The sequence below is a fragment of the Thalassospira sp. genome (genome assembly GCF_040218635.1).
GTDB lineage: Bacteria > Pseudomonadota > Alphaproteobacteria > Rhodospirillales > Thalassospiraceae > Thalassospira.
The window spans coordinates 531,088-557,047 of record NZ_JAVJRB010000012.1 but is presented as its reverse complement, the minus strand read 5'-3'; the positions used below and the strand labels follow the sequence as shown (position 1 = coordinate 557,047).

Here is a 25,960-nt window from a genome sequence, read left to right as displayed (position 1 = left end):
CCGACGGTGCAAAGTACCGTCGGCCTGCTTAAACGCATTCTTACATCCATCCGCTTTGAACGGATGTCGGTGACTCAGTTTTCTTATCCCGGGCTCATGCCACGAAGTCGCTCGGAGCGACGGCGCAACAATTCGACCGTCAGCAGAAGCAGGATTGAAACCGCAACAAGGATGGTTGCCGCTGCCAGAATGGTCGGTGAAATCTGCTCGCGCAGGCCCGTATACATCTGCCAGGGCAACGTCTGTTGCCGGGCAGAGCCGACAAACAGAACAACCACAACTTCATCAAACGAGGTGATGAATGCAAACAACCCGCCCGAAATAACGCCCGGCAGAATAAGTGGCATCTGAACCCGGAAGAAGGTTGTCACAGGGTTTGCCCCCATATTCGAAGCCGCCCGCGTCAGTGATTTATCAAAACCAACCAAGGTCGCGGTAACCGTGATGATCACGAACGGAATACCAAGCACTGCGTGGGCCAGGATCACCTTCACATAGCCAACGAATGACTGGTTCAGGCCAAGGTTAACTTCAAGCCAGTTGCCAAGCGGGGCATAGAAAAAGAACATGCCCGTCGCGGAAATGATCAACGGCACAATCATCGGCGAAATCAGGATCGCCATCATTGCCTGACGGCCCGGCACGTGGGATTGGCTCAGACCAATTGCGGCCAGTGTCCCCAACGAAACCGATATGATCGTCGCAATCGGCGCGATGATCAGCGAGTTCTTAAGCGGCACCATCCATTCATCCGTGCCAAGGAAGTCACGATAATGCTTCAGACTGTACCCTTCTGCCTTAAAGCTCAGCATTTCGGGCGTGAAGGTAAAGAAGTTTTCCGCATTTAAGCTAAGCCACACAACCGGAATCAGCGGCGCAATCAGGAAGAAGAACACAAAAGCACATATAAACAGGAAGGCATTGTGCCAAAGAACCTGACTGGGTGTGTAATAGATCGGAACCCCGGCGCGATATTTGCCGCTTCCGACCCAAGTGGCGAACCACCCCATCGAGACACCAACAATAAACCCGCCGAACAACCCGCCAAGTCCGCCAACAACAGCGCCAACAAGGCCAAGAAAGATTGCCGTTCCCCAGATTTTCACCCGGGTATTGATTTTCGTAATCTGTGCCAATCCACCGGCCAAGGCAGCACCAGCAACAGCACCACCTATGAGTCCAATCCAGGGATCACCATAGATATTTCCGGTGACGAAACCGAACATCGCACCCAAAACAGCCACCAAAGGCATTGTAAAGGTCAGAAGGTCCGGCCGTTTGATACTAACGATCACACTATTCATGGCCTTAGCCCCCCAACTTCACGTTATCAATGCCAACGATCCTGTCGTAACACCAGTACAGACCAAGCACGACAACCAGAAGAATGCTTCCCAATGCTGCTGCAAGGCCCCAGTTGAGCGAACTTGAAATATGATAGGCGATCCGGTTTGAGATGAAGACACCACTCGTCCCGCCGACGATTTCAGGCGTGATGTAGTAGCCAATCGCCAGAATGAAGACCAGAATTGATCCAGCTCCGATGCCCGGCACCGATTGCGGGAAATAAACCCGCCAGAACGCTGTCCAGTTGGTCGCACCAAGCGATTTGGCCGCCCGCAGATAACTTGGCGGAACGGTTTTCATCACGGAATAAAGTGGCAGGATCATAAACGGCAGCAAAATATGCGTCATGGCAATGATTGTGCCCGTCGCATTATTCATCAATATTAGGCGGTCAGCATCATTCACAAAGCCCAGCCAAACAAGGATTTCGTTGATCACCCCTTGTTGCTGCAACAACACTTTCCATGCAGATGTCCGCACCAAAAGCGATGTCCAGAATGGCAACAGGACAAGAATCATCAAAACACTGGATGTCCTCATCGGCAGATTGGCCAAAAGCCACGCAACCGGATAGCCCAGCACAATACAACTTGCCGTAATAATCAGCGCCATCACCAGCGTACGTATGAATAGCTGGGTATAAATTTGCTGGTTTTCTGGTTTCTGCTCGACCCCATCCGGGGTGAGTTCCATGTCAATTGCGTTCAGGAAGTAGCCCGGTGTCACGCTTGGCGAATAAAGTTTGATTGTCGCCCAGACATCCGGCGAAACCCAATCTTCGTTTTCTGCGGCAAATGCTTCGCGGAAACCATCCTGGGGCAGCATGTTCAAATTCGCGACGGCGGCTTTGAGCGCATCGGCCCCCGGCCCCGTGTAACGGCCAATCGCGTTAACGGTATCAGGGTTGGTCAAATCCATCCCCAACGCGCCGTAAACTGCTTCCCACGGATCTTCCTCAGCGACAACGTCATTGTCTGCTATAGCAGTCCAAATGGCAAAATCAGTGTAAGCACGGCTTGTCCATGGCAACATCTGCGCGACTTGTTCTGATGGCACAAAGCCAACATCACCGGCCATGCTTTCGCCAATCATCTCAGCCCAAAGATCACGACGTTCTTCCAACAGGCTATCGCCGTCGGAACCCGACATCATTTCAAACCAGAAGGCGCCATCCTTGAAATTCGCATCGATATCTTCAAGCGGGTCTTGCCATTCTTCGCCAATGTCATCAAGTCCGCGCCCTGTGGTGCGGAACAATGATGACAGACCGGTTTGTTCATAATTCAAGCGCGTGCCAAGCCGCGTATGCTGCTTTGCCTCGCTGGCCTTGAACAGGTCAATATAAAGATTACGGAAGACGCCCTCGGAAGGAGCCGTGCCGGTTGAACTGTCCCATTCGGCAAGCTCTGTCACGACCCCCGGAAGCGTGACAGGCACAATATCGTTTTCAACCGACCGGAAAAGCATAGAGATAATAGGAACGACGAAGGTCACCACCACGAACAGCAAAAGTGGTGCGATCAGCATCAGCGCACGTACCTTTTGCCGCAACAAGGCCCGTCGCAAGCTTTGTTTCAGTGGCCTGCCGTCAGCGGCAAGCACTAATCCTTCTGTCGTATCACTCATGACACCCCCGTGACCCCGCCGTGTTTGTCGGTCTGTTATGCAAATAGAAGATTATATTTATTGGGAAAAGGGGGCCGCAAGCGGCCCCCTTCATTTAGCTGTTATTGAGCCAACCAAGCTTGGAATTTGGCATCAATGTCGTCACGGTAATCAGCCCAGAACTCGTAGTTATAAAGGAACGTGTTCTTGCTGTTTGCCGGATCGGTCGGCATATGTGGTGCCATTTCGATACCGAGCGAAGCATGTTTGCCAACGAGCGGTGCCGAAGAAGCACGGGCCGGACCATAGGAGATGTATTTCGACTGGTCAGCCAAACGCTGGGTGTCGGTGGCGAACTTGACGAAGTCCATCACGCGTGCAAGACGATCTTCAGGCAGGCCAGCCGGAATAATCCAGCCGTCAAGATCGAAGACCTGTGCATCCCAGAGCATCGCAATCGGCTGATTCTGTTCAACAATGGCAGAGAACAGACGACCGTTATAGGTCGAACCCATGAAGACTTCACCGTCAGCCAGAAGCTGCGGCGTATCTGCACCGGCACTCCACCAGATCACGCTATCCTTGATGGTTGCGAGTTTGGCAAGTGCCTGTTCCTGGCCTTCTGCGGTTTCAAGAACGTTGTAGACTTCGTCCTTGGCAACACCGTCACAAAGAAGCGCCCATTCCATGTTGTTGATCGGGCGTTTTTCAAGCGAACGCATGCCCGGATAGGTTTCCGTATCGAACAATGCACAGATGTCGGTCGGTGCTTCTGCACCAGCCGGAACCATGTCTTTACGATAACCAACCGTGGTCGAATAAACGATCTGTGGAATGAAGCAATCGCTGACCAGCAAATCGCCGAAGTCATCTTCTGCTGACGTGCCATCTGGTGCCGCTGCAAGAACTTCGTTTGCATCGATTTCCATTGCCAGACCTTCGTCACAAAGACGAAGCGCATCAGCAGCAACGACGTCAACCAGATCCCAGGTGACGTTGTTGGCTTCGTTCATGGCGCGCAGTTTTGCAACAGCCTCGTTAGAACTTTCGTCCCAAGTAATCGTAACGCCCGAATTCATCGCAGCATATGGCTCAGCATAAGCAGCTACCTGGCTGGCCTGATATGCGCCACCCCAGCTAACCAGCGTCATGTCCGCGGCCATGTGATCGTCGGCAAATGCCGCACCACTCGTCGCGACAAGCGCGATCATCGTTGTCGCTGAAAGTGTCTTAATGAGTTTCATTGCAGACTCCCTGATTGTTTCCCGGCCTATTGATTGAGGACGTGCACCCGGGTGTACCAGTCCTGTTCTTACGTGAGTGTGTTCGTCACGCGTCCAGCGCGCGACAATCTTCTGCCAGCCAGCCGATTTCAATCTGCTGGCCCGGCTTCAAGCGCACCTGATCAGGCGCGTTTCTTGTCTTGATGACGAATTCTGAATTACCGGCAACACGCAGGCGTGTGCGGAAAATGTCACCCATATAGATGAATTCCAGCACCTCGGCCTTCAGCGTGTGGGCATCTTCGTGCAGACGTTCACGGTTATATTCAACGCGTTCCGGTCGGATGGAAACGCGGGTCCGTTCGCCTACTTTTGTGACATTGACAGGAACAGCATCAATAACTTCACCACCGTCCAGCTCGATCACGCAGGTATCGCCCTTGATTTCTTTCACAACACCTTCAAGCGTGTTGTTTTCACCAATGAACTGCGCAACGAAACTGTTTTCAGGGCTTTCATAAAGCTGATCTGGCGGTGCCAGTTGCTGAATACGGCCATCGTCAAATACAGCAACCCTGTCTGACATTGTCAGTGCTTCTGTCTGATCATGGGTCACGTAAACAGTCGTAATACCCAACTGATGTGCCAGATAGGTAATTTCGAACTGCATCTTTTCACGCAGCTGTTTATCAAGCGCGCCAAGCGGCTCATCCATCAGAACGAGTTCCGGCTCAAACACAAGAGCGCGCGCCAAGGCGACACGCTGTTGCTGCCCACCCGACAATTGCGCCGGACGGCGGCCACCAAAATCGCCCATCTCGACCATGTCGAGGGCTCTTTTCACTTTCTCTTCGCGGTCGGCCTTACCCAGCTTTCGCACTTCAAGTGGAAAAGCAAGGTTTTCGGCAATCGTCATATGCGGGAACAGCGCATAGTTCTGAAACACCATGCCAATGCCCCGCTTATGCGGCGGAATGTTATTAATGGATATTCCACCCAGGCGAATATCGCCGTGCGTTGCGGTTTCGAAACCGGCAAGCATCATAAGGCAGGTGGTCTTACCAGACCCTGACGGTCCGAGCATCGTCAGGAATTCGCCCTTCGGCATCGATAAGTTGAGATCTTTCACGACGAGCGTTTCGCCATCGTAGCTTTTCTGAACGCGTTCGAATTCTACAAACGCGTCATTTGATGCACCGTCGGTCAAGCCCAAATACCCCCTGATTGATCTTAATTCACTTTGAGTTTCGCTTTCGCACATTTTTTGTGCTGTTTTCATTTTTGCTCAAATTTTGATTTACCCCATTAGAACAAACATACCGGGACACTTCAACCCAAAGAAACACTGAAACACAGAACTATTGCGACACAATCCAATAATGATCCCGCCTAAAGCAGCATTAAACACTGCTGCTACAGGTCCGACCAGCTATGCACTGGTCGCTGGGCCTTATGTTTGCTTTGCGCTGGTATTTTGCTGATAACGGACCTATAAGGTCGCCATGATTTGCAATAATACTCAGGAATTGCTGCGGTGTCTGACACCAGCGGCACGCGTTTTGGGCCTGGACCTTGGCACCAAAACCATTGGCGTGGCCCTTTCAGATGTCGGGCTTCAGATCGCTTCACCTCATGAGCTGATCTCGCGGAAGAAATTCACCCGCGATATCGCGCAGCTTTCAGCAATCTGCACCAAACAGAATGTTGGTGGGATTGTGATTGGCTTCCCACGTGAACTTGACGGTTCAATCGGTAAAGCGTGCCATCGCGTTTATGCTTTCCTCGATGAGATGGAAAAACACATCGACCTTCCGGTTCTGATGTGGGACGAACGTCTTTCGACCACTGCGGTTGAACGTATCCTGATCGAAGAAGTCGACATGACACGTAAACGTCGCGCACAAGTCGTCGATAAAACGGCTGCGGCCTACATCCTGCAAGGTGCGCTGGACAACCTTAACCTTCATACAGACCCGGGCGAAAACGCCGAACCTGATGAAGACGAATTTGACGGCGACGAAGACTAAGTCCCGCGCCGGATCAACATGATCTGATAAAAGCTGTCTGATATTTCAGGCAGCTTTTTTATTTGGATTTGATCACAACCAGTGTGCCAAAGAATGCCGAGGGTGGCAGGATCAAAAGTCCGTTCATTTCGATCGCTCCAAGGGCCATCGCCGCATCAGATATCTTGTCAATATCATCGACAATCAGCTCAAACCCGGCAAAACCATCCGATGGAAACAACCGGTCATCAAAGCCGTATTTTTCAACCAGCTCATCAGTGTGCAAGGTTTCGACCAGCCCGCCAACATTGATGCCCTCGTAAAACTCGCTTACCGCATCAGCAGCCCAGTGACTGATAATCACCTTACCAAGCGTCAATGCGCCGTTGGCGTGGGTTTGATATTCCGGGAAATAAAAGTTTTCTGGCGGATGGCGATGCTGACAGACGAAGGCAACGGCATTTCGCAATAACGGATGATTGGCAAATGCCAGCGAAAAGGCAACCTCAACCGTATCGCCTTGTGGCGTTTTAGCATCGCGTTCAAAATGAAAAACCGCTGGCACAGCTGCACCGGCAGCCATAAACACTTCACGGTCCTTCTCGGCATCACTTGATTGCAATGCCAACATCGACATGCCTTCGCGGTGACGCAGATAATCACGGTTATATACCGGGAATGAGAACGGAACAGCCAGATCGGTTTCGGCAATTTTGGACGGCTCAACCACCGAAAGCAGTTCGATATACATGCCATTAAGCTGGATCAGCGCATTGCCCGTACCAAAAGGGTGGTTTGCACGTGGTGTCACAGTGAAACCGAGTTGGCGATATGCAGCTATTGCGGCATCAAGATCGTTCACACATAAGACCAGATGATCAATCGACCGCGACATAGCGTCCCCTTACGGATTTCCCGATGGCATAGAACCGCTTTAACTTGAAAACAATCTAACTGCACCGGATTATAATTAATGTGCTGACTATCACATCCCTCTTCTTCGGGCAAAGAACAACTGCCCACAAATGAATTTAAGTCACCTAATCCAGTGACTTACTGTGGTAGTGTTTTGTTCGAACATAAAGATTCCACCAAGTGTCCTGTTCCAAAAAATCGCCAGAACGCCCCGACCCAAAAGGCCTTTAAATGATCGCTATTCTTTCAGCTTTGCTGCCGACATTTGCCCTTATTGTTTTGGGCTATGCCTTGCGTCAACGCAGTTTCCTGCCCGATACATTCTGGCCCGGCGCGGAAAAGCTGACTTATTTCGTGACCTTCCCGGCATTGCTGTTCTCCAACACGGCCAAGGCCGATCTTGGCAGTTTGCCATTATTGGGAATTACCGTTGCCATGCTCGGCACAGTTGCGATTTGCACGGTATTGATCATTGCAGCCAAACCCGTTTTAAAAGTCAGCCCGGCTGCATTTTCATCCTTGGTTCAGGGTGCCATTCGCCCAAACACCTATATTGGCCTTGCGGTGGCGGCGGCCCTTTTGGGCACAGAGGGCCTGACCGTTACAGCACTTTGTGTTGCCTTGGTCGTCCCGACAGTAAACGTCATTTCGGTTTTGGCGTGCGCACATTGGGGGGATAACGATCGCAAACCGGGTTTGTTATCGCTTCTGCGCGATGTTGGCAAAAACCCGCTTTTAATGGCCTGTGTGTTTGGCAGTGTTTTCAATCTGACGGGTATTGGATTGCCCCCGATCATCGGGCCTTTTTTAGAAGTTCTTGGTCGTGCGGCATTGCCAATTGGCCTTCTTGCCGTTGGCGCAGGACTTGATCTGACAGCAGCGCGCCGTGCCGGCATCGCAGTCGGTGTTTCTAGCTTCGGCAAGCTTGTCGTCAGCCCGGCAATCGCAGTCGGACTTTGCCTTGCCTTAGGACTGCCAAGCATCGAGACAGCATCGGTTGTTCTGTATGCCGCCCTTCCCTGCTCGGCCAGTGCCTATGTCTTGGCGCGTTTAATGGGCGGGGACGCGCAGATGATGGCCAGTGTGATTACCGTGCATACCCTTATTGCCATCATCACATTGCCAATCATCGCCATTCTTATGCATGCGGTTTAACGGCAGTCCTTGCATTCAGACAGCATAAAAACCTGACCACATAGTCAGGAAATGCGTTCGGCTCTTTGGAATATTTACCTTTTCGTGACAGGGGCAATTCGCTATGCTCCGCGCGAAATTCTTCCAGGATCATCCAAGGGAAATGTGCAACGCCATGAGCGTCATGGGACCAGCGGCGGATCATTATCCGCACCCTCACCTCCTCGGCATCGAGGGTCTCACCCCCGGGGAAATCACCCTTATTCTTGATCGGGCACAGCATTATGCGGAAAAGAACCGCTCTGCTGACAAGACCAGCAATATTCTGGCCGGCGCCACGGTTGTTAATCTGTTTTACGAAAACTCCACCCGAACGCTGACATCGTTTGAACTTGCCGCCAAACGGTTGGGGGCTGACGTCATCAATATGACGGTTGGCACAAGCTCGGTCAAAAAGGGCGAAACCCTGATTGATACGGCTATGACGCTAAACGCCATGAACCCGGATGCGCTTGTTGTCCGTCATGGGGATAGTGGCGCGGTCAAGCTTCTCAGCGAAAAGGTCAATTGCGCGGTTCTCAATGCCGGTGATGGTCGTCATGAACATCCGACACAGGCGCTACTTGATGCGCTGACCATCCGCCGCCACAAAGGCCGCCTGCATCGTCTGACGGTTGCGATTTGCGGCGACATTGCCCATTCACGCGTAGCCCGGTCAAATATCTTGCTTCTCAACACCATGGGATCGCGCGTGCGCCTTGTTGCCCCGCCGACCCTGATCCCGTCGCAAATTGAGCGGATGGGTGTCGAAATCTTCCATGACATGGAAGAAGGCCTGAAAGACTGCGACATCGTTATGATGCTTCGTCTGCAGCTTGAACGTATGGAAGGCAGCTTCATCCCCTCTGTCCGTGAATATTTCCACTTCCATGGACTGGATCGCGCAAAGCTTGCCAATGCCAAGCCCGACGCACTGATCATGCATCCCGGTCCTATGAACCGCGGCGTTGAAATTGACAGTGAAGTTGCCGATGACGTGGAACGTTCTGTGATTCGCGAACAGGTCGAAATGGGGGTTGCTGTGCGGATGGCAGCACTTGAGATTCTTGTCCTGAACCACAGAAAACTCGGAGGTCAGGCATGAGCCCCGCCATTCGCGCCAAAGGTGCCGGTAAAAAGGCCTTTCTCAATGCCCGCCTGCTTGATCCGGTCAAACAGACCGACATCCAGGGCGGCCTTCTGATCGAAGACGACACCATTCTGAAAAGTGGTGCAGATGTCACAAATGGTACAATTCCCGACGGCTTTGAAATAACCGACCTTGCCGGGGCCTGCCTTGCGCCGGGTCTGGTCGATATGCGCGCACAACTGCGCGAACCGGGGTTTGAGCATCAGGAAACCATCGAAACCGCGGGTAAATCCGCGGCAACTGGCGGTATCACGACGATTATCGCCCTGCCCAACACCGATCCTGTGATTGATGATGTGGCTGGCGTTGAATTTATCGCCCGCCGTGCGCGCAAAGTCGGTTTGGCAAAAGTCTTTGTCTATGGTGCCGTTTCCAAAGGCATCGAAGGTCATGAAATCACGGAGATGGGTCTTCTGCATCAAGCCGGTGCCGTTGCCTTCTGCGACGGTGTTAAAACCATCGCAAGTGCGCGTCTTCTGCGCCAGGCATTGTCTTATTCCACCTTCTTTGACGGCATGATTGTTCAGCATCCCGAAGAACCCGAACTGTCCAAGGGTGCGGCAATGAATAGTGGTGAACTTGCCACCCGCCTTGGGCTTACAGGTGTTTCGCCTCTTGCCGAAGTCATCCAGATTGAACGCGATTTGCGATTGGTGGAAATGACGGGCGGACGGCTGCATTTTGCCCACATCTCGACCGGGGAATCGGTCGCGGTGATCCGCAAAGCAAAGAAACGCGGCCTTAAAGTCACATGCGATACCGCACCGTTCTATTTCTCGCTTAATGAGAATTCAGTTTCAGATTATCGCACCTTTGCCAAACTATCCCCGCCACTGCGTTCAGAAGATGACCGACAGGCGATTGTCGCGGGGCTTGCCGATGGCACGATTGATGCGATCGCATCAGACCACAATCCGCAAGATGTCGATTCCAAACGCCTGCCCTTTGCACAGGCGGCTGCGGGTGGTGTCGGGTTTGAAACCCTTCTACCCATTTCGCTTGAGCTTTATCACAACGGGCATATGTCACTTTTGGACGTCATTACAAAGCTGACATCTGTCCCGGCAAGCTTGGTGCGGATTAAGGGTGCAGGCACACTGGCCGAAGGCACCCCGGCTGATCTTGTAATCTTTGATCCGGATCGTCCGTGGAAAATCGATCCATATCAGTTCCAGTCAAAATCGAAAAATTCGCCCTTTGATGGCCGTCTTACCCAAGGGCGCGTGTTGCGCACCCTGATTGATGGCCGCGAAATCTTTACGGAAGGCGCCTGAAATGGAACTTGATGCTACTTACAAGGCCATGCTGATGTCCCTGCAGGTCGCGACTGTTTGCGGGTACTTGCTAGGGTCCATTCCGTTCGGTCTGGTTTTAACCCGCATTGCCGGTCTTGGCGACATTCGTAAAATTGGTTCGGGCAATATTGGCGCAACCAACGTATTGCGCACCGGACGCAAAGACCTGGCGTTTTTGACACTGCTTGGAGATGTTGGCAAAGGGGCATTTGCCGCCCTGCTCTTCACGCATCTTTCCGGCGTTGAACAGGGCATCTTTGCCGGTGGTGCCGCCGTCATTGGCCATATGTTCCCGGTTTGGCTGCGGTTTAAAGGCGGTAAGGGTGTCGCCACCACGTTGGGCACCTTGGTTGCTGTAAACTGGATCATGGGGCTTTGTGCAGCCCTGACATGGCTGGTTATGGCCCTGATTTTCCGCATTTCGTCCCTTTCGGCCCTGATCGCGATGATTGCCGCCCCGCTTGCCGCATTCTTTATCGCCAACGATCCGGGTGCAGGATGGCTTGGGGTCTTTCTTGCCGTTATCGTCTGGCTGGCCCATCACGCCAATATTGGCCGCCTGTTGCGCGGCGAAGAACCAAAGATCGGCCAGAAAAAGAAACAGGCAGAAGAAGATAGCAGTTCGACAGAAAGCTAATCTTTCATTTCGAATAGCTTGACGAAATAACGCCCGGATGACCACAATCCGGGCGTTATGCTTTTTAACGAGACACAACCACAGAGATTATCCCAATCTGAACGCCTTGCCCGCATGCGGCTTGCGCGCAGCACGAATATTGGCCCGGTCACATTTCGAAAAATGCTGGATCGGTTTGGCTCTGCCCGCGAAGCCATCGAAATTCTTCCCGATCTTATTGCCCACTCAAAGACCACGCGAAAAATCACGCTGGCGGGCCGTGAAGATACGGTTTCCGAGATAGAGCTGGCCAAAACACACCATGCAAAGCCAATCATTTTTGGCGATCCGGAATACCCCGCAATGTTGGCCCGGATCGAAGATGCGCCTGCATATTTTTACGCCATCGGTCGGATTGATCTTCTGAATAGAACATCCGTCGGAATTGTCGGGGCGCGAAATGCCTCGGCGAATGGATGTGGCTTTGCCCGTAAAATTAGTCACGAACTTGTCAGTGCAGGATATGTTGTTACATCGGGCATGGCGCGCGGCATTGATGGTGCGGCACATACGGCTGCACTACAGTTGGCTGACACCCATAGTGGCGGCACAATTGCCGTGCTGGGTGGTGGGGTTGATGTTGTCTATCCGCGTGAACATCAGGAACTTTATGAAAAGCTTTGCGAACAAGGTTGCGTCATTTCGGAAATGCCGCCGGGCCTGAAACCACAAGCACGCCATTTTCCACGGCGTAATCGCATTATTTCAGGACTGTCATTTGGCACGGTTGTTATTGAGGCAGGCCGAAATTCGGGGTCACTGATTACGGCCCGTTTTGCCGCCGAACAGGGTCGCGATGTTTTTGCAGTTCCCGGCTCCCCCACCGATCCGCGTGCAGCCGGTCCAAACAGCCTGATCCGTGATGGCGCAATTTTATGCGACTCTGCGGACGTGATTTTGGATGCTTTGCGCTTGGCCGAACAAAACACACAGCTTTTTGAAGGATTTCATCAATTCAACACAGATGCCCGTCAAGCTACCACAAACCCACATCTTCAAGACTATGACGAAATCATCAAATCGCTTGACCGTGACGCAGAAATTCAAGCTCCGAAGAAACCGGCACAAGACATTGAAATAACTAATGATTCACCCAACCATCTACCATCTAAAACTGATCATTCGGACAGCCAATCAATCTTTGACTTTCTGTCATCTTCCCCCCTCCTAATTGACGAGCTAATCCGTACGTCTGGCTTGTCGGCGGAACGGGTTTCGACAATTTTGATTGAACTCGAACTTGCAGGAAGGGTTGAACGTCACCCCGGAAATAGGGTATCGCGTATCGCCAAATGAGAGTCGCGTCGAATCAGGACGTGACAAATATTGTTGTGATTTGCTGCAATTTGCGCAATCTGATCTGGAATACAGGCACACACTATATATATGTGTCGCTCATTCGGATTATTTAACGCACAACATAATGATCGCCTTCGGGCGCAAGAACCGGACACGAAAAACGTAATGAATCTTGTCATCGTCGAATCCCCGGCCAAAGCCAAGACGATCAACAAATATCTCGGTGATGATTATAAGGTGCTGGCATCCTTCGGTCACATCCGCGATCTTCCGTCAAAAGACGGTTCGGTAGATACAGACAACGATTTTTCGATGGTCTGGGAAACCGACGGTCGATCTGAAAAGCAGATCAAGGAAATCGCATCTGCAGCACGTGACTCTGACACAATCTTTCTCGCGACTGACCCGGATCGTGAAGGAGAAGCGATTTCGTGGCACATTCTTGAAGTTCTCGAGCAGAAAAAGCTGCTCCGCGGTCGTGATGTTCACCGCGTCGTGTTCCACGAGATCACCAAGAAAGCCGTCACCGAAGCCATCGCCAATCCACGCGAACTTAACCAAGAACTGGTCGATGCCTATCTGGCGCGCCGCGCATTGGATTATCTGGTCGGGTTTAACCTGTCGCCGGTTCTGTGGCGCAAATTGCCCGGTTCACGTTCTGCTGGTCGCGTGCAATCGGTCGCGTTACGCCTGATTTGCGAGCGTGAAATTGAAATCGAGGCCTTCAAGGCCGATGAATACTGGTCGCTTGAGGCGGGCCTGAGCGTTCCTGAAGGCAATTTTTCTGCGCGTCTGACGCATTTGAATGGCGAGAAACTTGATAAGCTTGCCCTTGGCAATGAAGATGCCGCCAAAATTGCCAAGGAAAAGGTCGAAAGCCGCAGCTACACCGTTTCCAAGGTTGAACGCAAAGACGTCAAACGGCGTCCGCAGCCACCATTCACCACCTCGACCCTGCAACAGGAAGCATCGCGTAAGCTCGGCTTTGGGACAAAACGCACCATGCAGCTTGCCCAGCGCCTGTATGAAGGCGTTGATATCGGTGGTGAGACCGTCGGTCTGATCACGTATATGCGTACCGATGCTGTCGTTCTGTCACAAGAAGCATTGGCAGCCGCCCGCCGACTGATTGGCAAGGATTATGGCGACGCCTACCTTCCATCAAGCCCGCGTAGTTTTGCAAACAAAGCCAAAAATGCACAAGAAGCCCACGAGGCGGTGCGACCAACCGATTTGTTCCGACGCCCCGATCAGGTGTCGCGCCATCTTGATAAGGACCAACTCGCCCTTTACACCCTGATCTGGAAACGGACTGTCGCCTGTCAGATGGAAGACGCCCGTTTTGATCAGGTGGCTGTTGATTTGTCATCGAACGACAATCATGTCGTTTTGCGTGCGAATGGTTCGGTCGTTAAATTTGACGGCTTCCTGAAACTTTATCAGGAAGGCAAAGATGACGATTCTGATGACGAAAACGATCGTCGTCTGCCGCCCCTTACCGAGGGCCAGAAACCTGATCTTGGCAAAGTCACGATTGATCAACACTTTACCCAGCCCCCGCCCCGCTATACCGAGGCGAGCCTGGTTAAAAAGATGGAAGAACTGGGCATTGGCCGCCCGTCGACCTATGCATCGATCATTTCGGTTCTGCAGGATCGTAACTACGTCCTTTTGGAACGTCGACGTTTTGTCGCACAGGACCGTGGCCGTCTGGTAACGGCCTTCCTGTCGAAATTCTTTGAACGTTATGTGCAGTACAACTTCACAGCCGATCTGGAAAACCAGCTTGATGAAGTCTCGATGGGCAAACTGGCCTGGAAAGACGTTCTCAAGGATTTCTGGAAATCGTTCAAAGGCAATGTCGACGAAGCCAAAGAACTGAAAATCACCGAGGTGCTTGATGCGCTTCAGGTGATGTTGGAAAACTATCTCTTCCCAACGCGCGAAGACGGTGTAGATCCGCATAAATGCCCGAAATGCGCTGATGGCACGCTGAGCCTTAAACTTGGTAAATTCGGTGCATTCCTTGGCTGTTCGAACTACCCTGACTGTAGTTTCACCCGGCCATTGGTTGCCAATGAAAATGGCAACGATTCCGAACTTGATACGGGACCAAAGGTTCTTGGTATCGATAAGGAAACCGGCAAGGAAATCACACTCCGCAAAGGCCCTTATGGCGTTTACGTACAGCTTGGCGAAGAAGAAGAAGTCGAAGGCAAAAACGGCAAACCCAAAAAGGTTAAACCGAAACGCACTTCTTTGCCCAAAGGGCTGGAGCCATCTGTTGTGGATCTGTCCAAGGCAGAAGAGCTTCTGACATTGCCGCGCTTTGTCGGGATTTACCCGGACACCGGCGACGAAATGAAAGCCAATATTGGCCGTTTCGGTCCCTATATTCAGGCTGGCAGTATTTTTGCCTCGCTTAAGGCGGACGATGACGTTCTCACCATTGGTGAAAACCGCGCCATCACCCTTGTCGCAGACAAACGCGAAAAAGCGGGCAAGGAACTCGGCAAGCACCCCGATGACAACGAACCGATCTTTGTTGCCGTTGGCCGCTGGGGACCGTTTGTTAAACACAAAAAGACAATCGCCAATATCCGCGATGTGGAGCGCGATGACATCACGCTTGAGATGGCGATAAAGGCGATTAAGGAAAAGGACGCCAAGTCGGGTAAAACATCAAAAGCCCCGGCCAAGAAAACGGCGACCAAATCAACTGCGGCGAAAAAAGCGCCGGCAAAAAAGAAAGCTGCAAAGAAACCTGCAGCGAAAAAGACAACCACTAAAAAGGCGGCGGCGACTTAATCGCCGCCTTCCTTTTAGATGGCATTTAATTGAAAGGACGCCACAAACTTGGCGAACGACACAGAAGACAAAAAATACTTCCCGACACGGGAAGAAATCATCGAATTCATCAGCATGAGCCCCACCCCCGTGGGCAAGCGAGAGATTGCGCGCGCCTTTAACATCAAGGGTGCTGCGAAGATCCAGCTTAAAAAGGTTCTTAAGGACCTCAACATTGGTGGCGATGTCGTCAAAGGCCGCAAGCGGTTTGACAAGCCGGACCGCCTGCCCCCGGTCGAGGTTCTTGAAATTACCGGCATTGACGATGACGGAGAAGTTCTCGCCAAACCGAATGTTTGGAAACACGATTACGAACCACCACAGATTTTGGTCAAAGCCATCCGCCGTGGCGGCCCAAGTGCGCCCGGCGTCGGTGACAAAATTCTGGCAAAGCTGCGCTATACCGGCAAGCAGACCTATGAAGCCAGCATCATGAAGGTTCTGGGCAGCGGCCCGCAACGCGTATTGGGTCTTTATCGTCCCAATGAACGCGAAGGCCGCGTTGTGCCCACAGACCGCAAAGATAGCGGCGAGATCGCGGTTCCAAAGGATGACCATCCTGATCTTGAAACCGGCGCGCTGGTTCTGACCGAAATTCTGCCGGGCAAACATTTTGGCTTGCGCAAGGGACGGATTACAGAAGTTCTTGGCAATATCAACGAACCAAAATCCATCAGCCTTGTATCGATCCATGCACGGGGCATTCCGTTTGAATTCCCGCCAGAAGTCGAACTTCAGGCACGGGAATCCAAGGCAACGCCGCTGAACAAGCGAACCGACCTTCGCGATATTCCGCTTGTCACCATTGATGGTGCCGATGCGCGCGATTTCGATGACGCCGTATGGGCCGAAGCCGACACCGATCCTGAAAACGAAGGCGGTTGGCACATCATGGTCGCGATTGCTGATGTGTCTTGGTATGTCCGCCCAGGTGATGCCTTGGACCGCGAAGCCGTCAAGCGCGGGAATAGCTGTTATTTCCCGGATCGCGTGGTCCCGATGCTGCCGTTTGAGCTGTCAAACGGCTGGTGTTCGCTGGTTCCGCACGAAGATCGCGGCTGTATGGCCGTTGAGATGTGGCTTGATAAGCATGGTCACAAGATCCGCCATAAATTCTGCCGCGGGATGATGAAATCTGCCGCACGCCTGACCTATGATCAGGTTCAACGCGCCATGGATGGCCAACCAGATGACACCACCGGCCCACTGGTCGATAGCATCATCAAACCGCTTTACGGCGCCTTTGGTGCGTTCCTGGAAGCCCGCAAACGTCGTGGTGTGCTTGAGCTTGATGTACCGGAACGCAAGATTGAACTTAATGACCAAGGTCAGATTGTTGCAATCGCGCCACGTGCACGGTTCGACAGCCACAAGCTGATCGAAGAATTCATGATCGCGGCCAATGTCTGCGCGGCCGAGGAACTTGAACGCATCAAGCAACCTTGCATGTATCGTATCCACGATGCACCAAGCGAGGAAAAGCTCGAAGCGTTGCGTGAGTTCCTTGAAGGTGCTGGCTATACCTTGAACAAGGCAGCGGTTCTGCGCCCACGCGACTTCAACCAGATCCTTGAAAAGGCCAAAGACACCCCGGAAGCCGAATTGATCAATACGGTCGTTTTGCGCAGTCAGTCACAGGCGATGTATAGCCCGGACAATATTGGCCACTTTGGCTTGGCCCTGAAGAAATATGGCCACTTCACATCCCCGATCCGACGTTATGCCGACCTTCTGGTTCATCGCGCCCTGATCGCTGGATTGAAACTTGGTGAAGGTGGATTACCACCAGAAGACGGCGAACGGTTTGAACAGATTGGCGAAGACATCTCGGCGACAGAACGCCGTGCCGCCATGGCTGAACGTGACGCTGTTGATCGTTATGTTGCAGCCTATATGTCCGATAAAGTCGGTGCCGAATTCCCCGGCAAGATTTCCGGGGTCACACATTTCGGGTTGTTCATTTCGCTGAATGAAACCGGTGCGGATGGCCTTGTACCTATTTCCACCCTGCCCGATGACTATTACGTTCATGACGCTGGCAGTCACGCGTTGGTCGGTCAAAATCGTGGTAAAAAGTTCCAGCTTGGCGATGCTGTTGTTGTCCGTATTGCGGATGCAGATGCAGCAACCGGGTCGCTTGCCCTGCGCTTGGCTGAGCATGCCGATATTACGGACCGTGATCTGGTTGAACGACCACGGGGCCGCCGCGGGCAAAACAAGCGCCGCGGAAGCCCGGGCGACCGTAGCCACCGACACGGCAGCAAACCCGGTTTCCGATCCGGACCACGCGACGCCAATGGTCCAAGTGGAACGTCAGCAACCAAGTCCACGGGTAAGCCCGGTGGCAAAGCTGCTGGCAAAAAGAAAACCACGCCCAAAAAGCAACGCAAACTGGTCGCATCTAACCGGGTCGCACGTAATGCCCCCAAAGACGGCAACAAACCAGAATAGCGTAAAGCACAATTCCAACGACAAAGGGCGGCCAACTGGCCGCCCTTTGTCGTATCAAACCCGCCGTATTGGCGCTTACATCATCGTCTCGATGAATTTTGCCAAATGTTCTGATGTCTGCTTGCCACGGTTGTTAATAATAACAACGTTTTCGGGCAGACCTTCAAGATCGGGGTGCGAGGCATCAAAACTGGTCAGAAGCCCAAGTTTCTTGTTCGCCAATGTTTTCATCGCGGCCAGTGCCCGAACCAATTCGATCCCGCTTAGACCATCTAGGACTGCTGCTGTAATCACGGCATCAGGATGCGATTGCACGACCGTCTCAAACGCCTCGACCGCGTTTCTCGCCGTGATAGTCCGAAATCCCTTTTGACGCAGCTCACGCTGTAGGAAACTGGCTTGAACAGCCGTTGCGGTTACAAGCAGCACTTCCTTATCGAGTGCCGCAACCGCATCTGCCTTTCCATCCGCGTCATCGACTTTGACACTGCGGGTCGGAAGGGATCGTAAAATGCGGGTTTCTTCATCAGCTGGCGGGTTCGCCCCACTTTCGATGACTTCACGAATCCAGCTGGTGAAATCAACCAAAGATGCAGCTTCGCGGTCGTCAATCTCGGTAAGATCAGCGATATAATCTTCCAGACGGTGGGCAATCGCCCCGACCAATGGAAATCCGAAAGATCCAGCCAGCCCTTTAACGGTGTGAGCTTCGCGGCGCAGCTCGGCGATGCCCGCACCTGCCTCGTCCATACCGCTGGCGACACGATCAATTGTCGTTTCGATACGATCAATTCGATCAACAGTGTCCTCAATGAAGTCTTGCTTCAGACTGGCAACAATTGCGTCTGCATTTCCCACTGGAGCACTCCTTTGGCAGGTATCTATCTTATTCAACAGCATCAATCTTGCCCGGCAGAAGGTTCAATCCAACCGATTTCTCTTGCCTGTGCTGTTGAACATCATGATGATGACATACCGTTTCAATGCCCCTTTTTGCCACCCGGATCAAGAGCGGGCTAGAAAGAAACAGGAGTGAAACGCCCCATGACCGAGCCCTACCAAGTGCAAAACGAACCGCACAGCAACAACATCGATGATGGCCCAAAAGACAGCGGCAGCCGCCTTTTACTTGGCCTGCGCCGCGGCTTCCGTCGTAAATGCCCCAATTGCGGCAATGGCTTTGCCTTTGGCGGATACCTTAAACTCCGCAGCCAGTGCGATTCCTGCAGCCATCCCATCGGCGAATACCGGTGTGATGATGCCCCGCCCTATTTCACGATTTTTCTGGTTGGTCACATTGTTGTTCCCGGTGTGCTGATGATGGAACAATCCATGAAACCGTCATTCGGGTTGCAGCTATCGATCTGGCTGCCCGCGACAGTCTTGCTCTGCCTTGGATTTTTACCCTTCATCAAAGGGGCGGTTCTTGGCACCCAATGGGCGATGCGGATCAAAGGATAGTCATTGGCTAAATGCCAGATTCTCCTCTAGAATGACTTTAGTTTGGTTCCCAGATTTTATCGGATTGGTCGCTTGGTCGATATTGGTCCATCGCAAATGGAACGCCCTGCTTTTCAAAACGGCCTGCGCCAATGGCGGCGTATTGGTGCGGCGGTCGGACTTTGTCTTTTGCAGGCCGCCTGCGGGACGCCACAGGTTGCCGGGATCACAGCACCGGAGGATCCACAAACCCGCGAACTGATCACGCAAACCATCGAACTTGTTGCTTCGCGCTACATCGATCCAATCAGCCGCGACCAAATTCTGGTGAATACCCTTGATGGGCTTTCAGACATTGATGCCGATATTCGCGTTGGCATCACCCCTGATGATCTGGTGTTGCAATATGATCAACGCACCATTCGAACCATTCCATTACCGCAAGACACATTCGATCCTGCCAACCCCGACAGCACGCAAATCTGGTCAGAAATCACGCTAAGCGGGCTTGCAAGTTATCGCGCCTATTCCCCGCTTTTGCGGAACAGTCCAACTCTTGACGTGCAATCGGCACTTGTAAGCGGTGCCATTCGCAATCTTGACCGTTATAGCCGCTATGAAGGCCCCAAACAGGCCGCAACAGCACGTAATCGGCGCGATGGATATATCGGGATTGGCGTGCGTTTGATCGGCGGCACCGGATATCCGGTGGTGAAACTGGTCCACCCTGAAAGCCCGGCATCCAAAGCCGGACTGCATCCGGGGGATCAGGTTTTGTCGGTCAATGGTCAGGACATGTATGGCAAGGCCAGCACATTTGCTACCGCCCTTCTCCATGGCGAAGAAGGCAGCAGTGTCACCATCGAAGTCAATTCTGCGGGCACTGACGCGGTGACACCGATGGAAATCATGCGTGAACGCGTCATTGATCGCACAGTCTTTGCCGAGTTCCGCGATAATATCCTCATTGCACGCGTCAGCAGCTTTAACAGTGCAACGGCAACCGCGCTTGGCGATAACATTCTCAAAGCACAGCTTTATAAGGGCGGCCTGCAAGGCGTGGTTTTAGACCTTCGGGGAAATCGTGGCGGATTGCTCCAACAAGGGGTCGCAGTGGCTGACCTGTTCCTTGAAAATGGTGCGATCGGCAATACGTTTTCCCGTGTGACCGCAGCCCGCCATATTTTCAAGGCCGATGCCAAGGACCTGACAAACGGCGCACCGCTTGTTGTTCTGATTGATGGTCGCACGGCCTCATCGGCCGAATTGGTGGCTGCGGCCTTACAAGACCGCAACCGTGCCGTCCTGATCGGTTCTACCAGCTTTGGCAAAGGGTCGGTTCAGGCGATTAATGATTTACCCAACCACGGGACGCTTACCTTTACCTGGTCTCGGATGACTGCCCCTTCTGGCTACACATTTGATAGAATCGGGATTTTTCCATCCATCTGTACTCAATCCGAAGATGGCACGAACGCCGTTCACCCCGTTGCCGATGCTCTTTCCCAACGCGAGAAAATTGCATCGATGATGGTAAAATGGCGCAATCTTGAATATCAGGATGAAAAAAGCCGCCGGGAGCTCCGGAATGTCTGTCCAGCAAACTCAAGTGGCGATCTATTTGACGTCAAAGTTGCGCTGGAATTGTTGAAAAACAGCCCTGATTACAAGAATCTTGCCTTCATCGGACAACAGGAAATCGCCGACACTTTCCCGACGCACTAAAAATGCATTATTTTTCACCAAAATGGCTTGACACTCTGGCGATAACCTTTATGTTCCGCCGCCTGAGATACACCTGAACACAGGATGCAGAGACATGGCGAAGCCCGCTTCGATCCTCGTAAAGTTGGTAAGCACCGCAGATACCGGTTACTTCTATGTTGTTAAGAAGAACCCGCGGAATACCACCGAGAAATTCCAGTTTCGCAAGTACGACCCCGTCGTGCGTAAGCACGTCGTGTTCAAAGAAGCGAAAATGAAGTAATCTGGTTCTTCGGAATCTGATTACACTCAGACTTTTAAAAAGACGTGTCCTTCGGGACGCGTCTTTTTTCTTGCGCTGAACGCAGCCTGTCGTGGCTCGAGAGGCAACATAACTTGCCCCTCGACTTGCTCGCCGCGCAGGCTTTAAGCGAAACGTCGATATCCTGCGGCAGCCAACAATAGCCAGCCAATGATAAACGCAAACCCACCGATTGGCGCAACGGCACCAAAGGCGGTGATACCGCTAAAGGCGATGATATAAAGCGACCCGCAAAAGAATAAAATGCCCATAAGCATGGCATAGGCGGCAAGACGCAAAAACTTCTCATCGGGAACCTGATGAACAAGGCCTGCAATCGCCGCCAGTGCGACGGCATGAACAAGTTGGTAATGCGCGCCCTTCTCTACCAAACCGCGTGCATAATCCATTTCAGTCCCGGCCAAGCCATGTGCGGCGAACGCACCAAGGCCAACTGCCATCGCACCATTCAACCCCGCCATCACCACAGATATTCGCATGCGTGGATTCCCCTTTGCGCATTCAGATCAAAATCTTCGCGCAACAGTAATCATCTGCATCCGGTCCGGCCATGCGAAAACGCAAAAAAATGGCCGTACAATAAATGTACGGCCAGTAAACTCTCTTGGGGGAGATATGCCGGACAATCGAAATGCCCGTCACACTCATATTAGTACCTGTGCGATCTGCGCATTTCTGTGACAGTCATCACATCAGGCAAAACTTTATACGATTTCTAGTTTTTGCGTTTTCAATTGGGCAAATAGCCTAGTGAATCGACTCACTCAGGAATTCTTCCAATCGACGGACATCGGGAACATGCAGACCATTCTCAAGCTTTGAGACCAGTCCTTTGCGACCAAGGCTTCCCATGACCCGTGCAACAGTTTCGCGTGATGTGCTCACACGGCCAGCGACTTCGGAATGAACCGGGACTGGCGATAACGTAGCAGCACCACCGTCAGGGCAAATTTCCTGGGCGCGGCGCAGAATTTCGGCAACCACCCGCTCGTTCGCGCCAAGTGTGCTGACATCGACAATGCGACGGGTTGATGTGCGGACAATTCTTGCCAATTCACTAATCACATTCCATGCAACGGACGGATGGCTTTTGACCACTTTTTCGAAATTCGCCGGGCTGAGAATACCGACATCGGTGTTGCTCACCGCAAACACACATGCTGAACGTGGTTCACCGTCAATGGCTGAAAGCTGCCCGACGCAGCCGCCTGCGCCAATTTCTTCAAGCGTGATTTCACGCCCGGACAGGGAATAGTTCACAATACGCACCCGCCCCGAAAGGATCAGATAGACGTCCGAACTGTCCGCTTCCGGTTCAATAATCTGCGCCCCGGCAGCAAAAGTTTTGCGATTTATGTGACGTTCGACATCGGCAAGCGCGTCTTCGTCCAAATCCGCGAAAATACCAACGACAGATAATTTGACCATTTACCCAAGCTTTTTGTTGCATTGTTGTTGTTATCTGGATGGCAACTTTGATGCTGCCCTTATTCCCATTCCTCTGTCCCTGATCCAATCATAGGCAAACAACTTGGTACTGACAATCATTGCCAACACAAAACACCGATCATATATCGCAATAGACATATGCATGCTGCATGTGCGAACATCGCATATGATTTTCCACCATGACTTCATCTTGCACTGATCCTGTTTTCTTTAGGAGACCTGCCATGAGTCCAGAATTGGAAATTTTCCGCCGGAGCCCGGTCGGTAAACCCAAAAGCAAACACCCCATCGTTTTCGTTCACGGCGCCTTCACAGGTGCGTGGTGCTGGAACGAGCACTTTCTCGGGTGGTTTGCCGATCAAGGATTTGAAACAGTCTCCTTCTCCTTGCGCGGGCATGGTGGCAGTGGCGGAAGACAATTGCGCAACTTGTCGTCAATCGATGATTATGTCGAAGATTTGGAAGAAGTGGTTGACACCTTGGGCCAAAAACCGATCCTGATCGGCCATTCGATGGGCGGCTATATCATCCAGAAATATCTCGAACGCCATAGTGCCGAGACCGCAATCCTGATGGCATCGGTCCCCCCCGAAGGACTTCTTGCCAGCAATGCGATGATGGCGCTGGCGCAGCCTGATTTGTTTTTCCAGATGTTCTGGCTTCAAGCCATCGGTCCGCATACCTATCTGCGCGAAAGGCTCGGGCGGGCAATGCTGTCGCCCGATATCGCAGAAGATGAAGGCATGATCTATTTTGGCCGCCTTGAAACCGAAAGCCAACGCGCATTGATGGATATGATGGGGGCAAATCCCGTTTTCCTGTCTGCCGAGGAAACGCCTTCAATGCTGGTGATCGGGGCACGTGATGACGAGATTATCCAAAGTGAACTGACCCATCACACCGCCAAACGCTATGGCGCGGATTACGCACTTATTGACGACATTCATCACGCCATGATGCTGGATAAAAACTGGGAAAAGGTCGCTGAGACCATACTGGAATGGCTGCAAGTCAAACTGGTTTCCCAGCAACGCAGCAAGGGCAACAAGACCGCTGCATAATCCAGATAGCGGATCGATTTTTTACTGCACTCAAACACCCGTATCTGTCAGGATACGGGTGTTTGTATTTGCGTATTCCGTTCAGGGTTGCAATCCCCGCATCTCTGACATCGCCCCAGCAAAAAGGTCCGGAACATGCCCCTCATCGCTCCTGCTTCCTTATTCCCCGCAAAACCACACATTCAAATTATCTCCGCGCTGGCGACAATTACACTTATCGCCGCAACGCCAAGTTACGCCACAGCCCAACAAACAACTGACTCCATTGCCCCGGAAAGCAGCACCGGCAATAGCACACCGGGATCGCGTGCTGAAGTGCGCGCCAAGGACTGGATGATCACTGCCGCCAACCCGCTTGCGGTTAAGGCCGGTGCAGACATCCTGCGCAATGGTGGCAATGCAATTGATGCCATGGTCACGGTTCAGACCATGCTCGGACTGGTCGAACCCCAATCTTCGGGCATCGGTGGTGGTGCATTTCTGGTTTACTACAACGCCCGTTCAAAAAAACTGACAACGCTGGATGGGCGCGAAACGGCCCCGATGGATGCGACCCCTACCCTGTTTCAAGACGAAAACGGGGAACCGCTTGATTTCTATGATGCGGTTGTCGGTGGTCGGTCGGTTGGAACGCCGGGTACGCCCGCGCTGTTGAAGACAGCCCATGAAAATTGGGGACAGCTTGCCTGGGATTCGCTTTTCAACCTGGCGATTGACACCGCCACCAACGGGTTTGAGGTATCAGAACGGCTTGCAGGACTGATTTCCAGTGACAGCGAAAAACTATCCCGTGATCCGGTTGCGAAAAGTTACTTCTTTGATCTGGATGGTGTGCCCCTCAAAGCTGGGACACTGCTGAAAAATCCGGAATACGCCACCACCCTGCGTGATCTGGCAACGAACGGTACCGCGAACTTTTATAACGGCACAATTGCCAAGGATATCGTTGCAAAGGTTCAAGGTGCACATTGGAACCCCGGTGTCCTGTCACTGCAGGACATGGCAAATTATCGGGTAAAGGAACGTGCGCCGGTATGCGTGGATTACCGCGAGTATGACGTTTGCGGGATGGGACCACCATCATCAGGTGCCTTGACCGTCGGCCAAATTCTTGGACTGCTCGAACCTTATGATCTGGCGGCACTGGGGCCACAGTCACCCGACAGCTGGCGGTTGATTGGCGATGCGTCACGCTTGGCATTTGCTGACCGCGGGCGATATATGGCCGATAGCGATTTCCTGCCAGTGCCTGTGGCCGGGCTGCTTGATAAAACCTATCTGGCAGAACGATCCAAACTGCTTGCCGGTGAAACAGCCCTTGAAGATGTCAGTCCTGGTGCACCTGCCTTTAGCCATGCGATGCGCCTTGCCGATGACGAAGCCATTGAACTGCCCAGCACCAGCCATTTTTCCATCGTCGATATTTATGGCAATGTGGTTTCAATGACGACAACCATTGAAAACGGCTTTGGGTCGCGTTTGATGGTCGGTGGCTTCATGTTGAATAACGAACTGACGGATTTCTCGTTCCGCACCCATTCTGACGGTGTTCCGATTGCCAATGCACTGGCACCCGGTAAACGTCCAAGATCATCGATGGCGCCGACGATTGCCATGAAAGACGGCACACCGGCGATTGTCACGGGATCCCCCGGCGGGTCGCGGATCATCGGTTATGTTGCACAGTCCTTGATCGCGATGATTGATTGGGACAAATCCCCGCAAGAAGCCATCGATATGCCGCATCTGGTCAACCGGTTTGGCACATATGACATCGAGGAAGGCACAAGTGCCGAAAGTCTTGAACCGGCCTTGGCCGCGCTGGGTTTTAAAACCAGTCTGCGTGATCTGAATTCTGGCATTCACGCGATCATGATTACTGATGACGGTCTAATTGGTGGTGCTGATTTGCGCCGTGAAGGTATCGTTATCGGACAATAACCACATCAAAATGAAAGACGGGCAGTCCACTATTTCGGACTGCCCGTTTTTTTTTC

The 25,960-nt window shown here is 52.4% G+C and carries 21 protein-coding genes; 13 read left to right on the top strand and 8 right to left on the bottom strand.

What is annotated here, in order from left to right:
• Positions 1-83: 83 nt before the first annotated feature.
• From RIC05_RS16505 to RIC05_RS16490, 4 genes are all read right to left on the bottom strand, one after another.
• Positions 84-1,304, bottom strand: a complete 1,221-nt coding sequence (locus RIC05_RS16505) for an ABC transporter permease (protein WP_350045729.1) — start codon at positions 1,302-1,304, stop codon at positions 84-86.
• Positions 1,305-1,308: 4 nt separating this feature from the next.
• Entirely contained in the window at positions 1,309-2,973 is a 1,665-nt protein-coding gene (locus RIC05_RS16500) for an ABC transporter permease (protein ID WP_350045728.1), read from the bottom strand.
• A gap of 101 nt (positions 2,974-3,074) precedes the next feature.
• Positions 3,075-4,196: an extracellular solute-binding protein gene (locus RIC05_RS16495; RefSeq protein WP_350045727.1), complete on the bottom strand. Its 1,122-nt coding sequence runs from the start codon at positions 4,194-4,196 to the stop codon at positions 3,075-3,077.
• 85 nt (positions 4,197-4,281) lie between these two features.
• A complete protein-coding gene (locus tag RIC05_RS16490; protein ID WP_350045726.1) occupies positions 4,282-5,382 on the bottom strand; it encodes an ABC transporter ATP-binding protein in 1,101 nt (366 codons plus the stop codon).
• Positions 5,383-5,677: 295 nt separating this feature from the next.
• Between RIC05_RS16490 and ruvX the strand changes: the two genes are divergently transcribed.
• Positions 5,678-6,202, top strand: coding sequence for a Holliday junction resolvase RuvX (gene ruvX / locus RIC05_RS16485; protein ID WP_350042691.1), 525 nt, complete (start codon positions 5,678-5,680; stop codon positions 6,200-6,202).
• A gap of 58 nt (positions 6,203-6,260) precedes the next feature.
• Here ruvX and RIC05_RS16480 read toward each other — a convergent pair whose 3' ends face one another.
• A complete protein-coding gene (locus RIC05_RS16480; RefSeq protein ID WP_350045725.1) occupies positions 6,261-7,076 on the bottom strand; it encodes a VOC family protein in 816 nt (271 codons plus the stop codon).
• A gap of 251 nt (positions 7,077-7,327) precedes the next feature.
• Between RIC05_RS16480 and RIC05_RS16475 the strand changes: the two genes are divergently transcribed.
• The 7 genes from RIC05_RS16475 (at position 7,328) to rnr (ending at position 17,987) form a co-directional block, all read left to right on the top strand.
• Positions 7,328-8,251 (top strand): AEC family transporter, encoded by a 924-nt coding sequence (locus RIC05_RS16475; protein ID WP_350045724.1) that lies wholly within the window; start codon positions 7,328-7,330, stop codon positions 8,249-8,251.
• Positions 8,252-8,414: 163 nt separating this feature from the next.
• Positions 8,415-9,374: an aspartate carbamoyltransferase catalytic subunit gene (locus RIC05_RS16470; RefSeq protein ID WP_350046136.1), complete on the top strand. Its 960-nt coding sequence runs from the start codon at positions 8,415-8,417 to the stop codon at positions 9,372-9,374.
• Positions 9,371-10,693 (top strand): dihydroorotase, encoded by a 1,323-nt coding sequence (pyrC, locus tag RIC05_RS16465; RefSeq protein WP_350045723.1) that lies wholly within the window; start codon positions 9,371-9,373, stop codon positions 10,691-10,693. Before RIC05_RS16470 ends, pyrC begins: the two co-directional genes overlap by 4 nt.
• Before the next feature lies 1 nt (position 10,694).
• Complete coding sequence (gene plsY / locus RIC05_RS16460; RefSeq protein ID WP_350045722.1) at positions 10,695-11,351, top strand: glycerol-3-phosphate 1-O-acyltransferase PlsY; 657 nt, start codon at positions 10,695-10,697, stop codon at positions 11,349-11,351.
• Between the two features lie 57 nt (positions 11,352-11,408).
• Positions 11,409-12,686 carry a DNA-processing protein DprA gene (dprA, locus tag RIC05_RS16455; protein ID WP_350045720.1) on the top strand — a complete coding sequence of 426 codons (1,278 nt, stop codon included), beginning with the start codon at positions 11,409-11,411 and terminating at the stop codon, positions 12,684-12,686.
• 168 nt (positions 12,687-12,854) lie between these two features.
• The gene (gene topA / locus RIC05_RS16450) at positions 12,855-15,497 is read left to right on the top strand and encodes a type I DNA topoisomerase (RefSeq protein WP_350045719.1); all 2,643 of its coding nucleotides are present in this window, start codon (positions 12,855-12,857) and stop codon (positions 15,495-15,497) included.
• 48 nt (positions 15,498-15,545) lie between these two features.
• Positions 15,546-17,987: a ribonuclease R gene (gene rnr / locus RIC05_RS16445; RefSeq protein WP_350045718.1), complete on the top strand. Its 2,442-nt coding sequence runs from the start codon at positions 15,546-15,548 to the stop codon at positions 17,985-17,987.
• Positions 17,988-18,062: 75 nt separating this feature from the next.
• Here the strand turns inward: rnr and RIC05_RS16440 are convergent, their stop codons facing one another.
• Positions 18,063-18,845 carry an Hpt domain-containing protein gene (locus RIC05_RS16440; protein ID WP_350045717.1) on the bottom strand — a complete coding sequence of 261 codons (783 nt, stop codon included), beginning with the start codon at positions 18,843-18,845 and terminating at the stop codon, positions 18,063-18,065.
• Positions 18,846-19,031: 186 nt separating this feature from the next.
• On the opposite strand from RIC05_RS16440, the gene RIC05_RS16435 reads away from it, so the two are divergent.
• From RIC05_RS16435 to rpmG, 3 genes are all read left to right on the top strand, one after another.
• Positions 19,032-19,448, top strand: a complete 417-nt coding sequence (locus RIC05_RS16435) for a DUF983 domain-containing protein (protein WP_350042700.1) — start codon at positions 19,032-19,034, stop codon at positions 19,446-19,448.
• 72 nt (positions 19,449-19,520) lie between these two features.
• Entirely contained in the window at positions 19,521-21,152 is a 1,632-nt protein-coding gene (locus RIC05_RS16430; RefSeq protein WP_350045716.1) for a S41 family peptidase, read from the top strand.
• 94 nt (positions 21,153-21,246) lie between these two features.
• Positions 21,247-21,414 (top strand): 50S ribosomal protein L33, encoded by a 168-nt coding sequence (rpmG, locus tag RIC05_RS16425; protein ID WP_008890790.1) that lies wholly within the window; start codon positions 21,247-21,249, stop codon positions 21,412-21,414.
• Positions 21,415-21,557: 143 nt separating this feature from the next.
• Here the strand turns inward: rpmG and RIC05_RS16420 are convergent, their stop codons facing one another.
• Both RIC05_RS16420 and RIC05_RS16415 read right to left on the bottom strand, forming a co-directional pair.
• Positions 21,558-21,932, bottom strand: a complete 375-nt coding sequence (locus tag RIC05_RS16420) for a DUF423 domain-containing protein (protein ID WP_350042702.1) — start codon at positions 21,930-21,932, stop codon at positions 21,558-21,560.
• 268 nt (positions 21,933-22,200) lie between these two features.
• Positions 22,201-22,881 carry a Crp/Fnr family transcriptional regulator gene (locus RIC05_RS16415; protein WP_350042703.1) on the bottom strand — a complete coding sequence of 227 codons (681 nt, stop codon included), beginning with the start codon at positions 22,879-22,881 and terminating at the stop codon, positions 22,201-22,203.
• Between the two features lie 245 nt (positions 22,882-23,126).
• On the opposite strand from RIC05_RS16415, the gene RIC05_RS16410 reads away from it, so the two are divergent.
• A complete protein-coding gene (locus tag RIC05_RS16410) occupies positions 23,127-23,963 on the top strand; it encodes an alpha/beta hydrolase (protein WP_350042704.1) in 837 nt (278 codons plus the stop codon).
• Between the two features lie 135 nt (positions 23,964-24,098).
• Positions 24,099-25,904 carry a gamma-glutamyltransferase gene (ggt, locus tag RIC05_RS16405; RefSeq protein WP_350045715.1) on the top strand — a complete coding sequence of 602 codons (1,806 nt, stop codon included), beginning with the start codon at positions 24,099-24,101 and terminating at the stop codon, positions 25,902-25,904.
• The last annotated feature ends 56 nt before the right edge of the window (positions 25,905-25,960 follow it).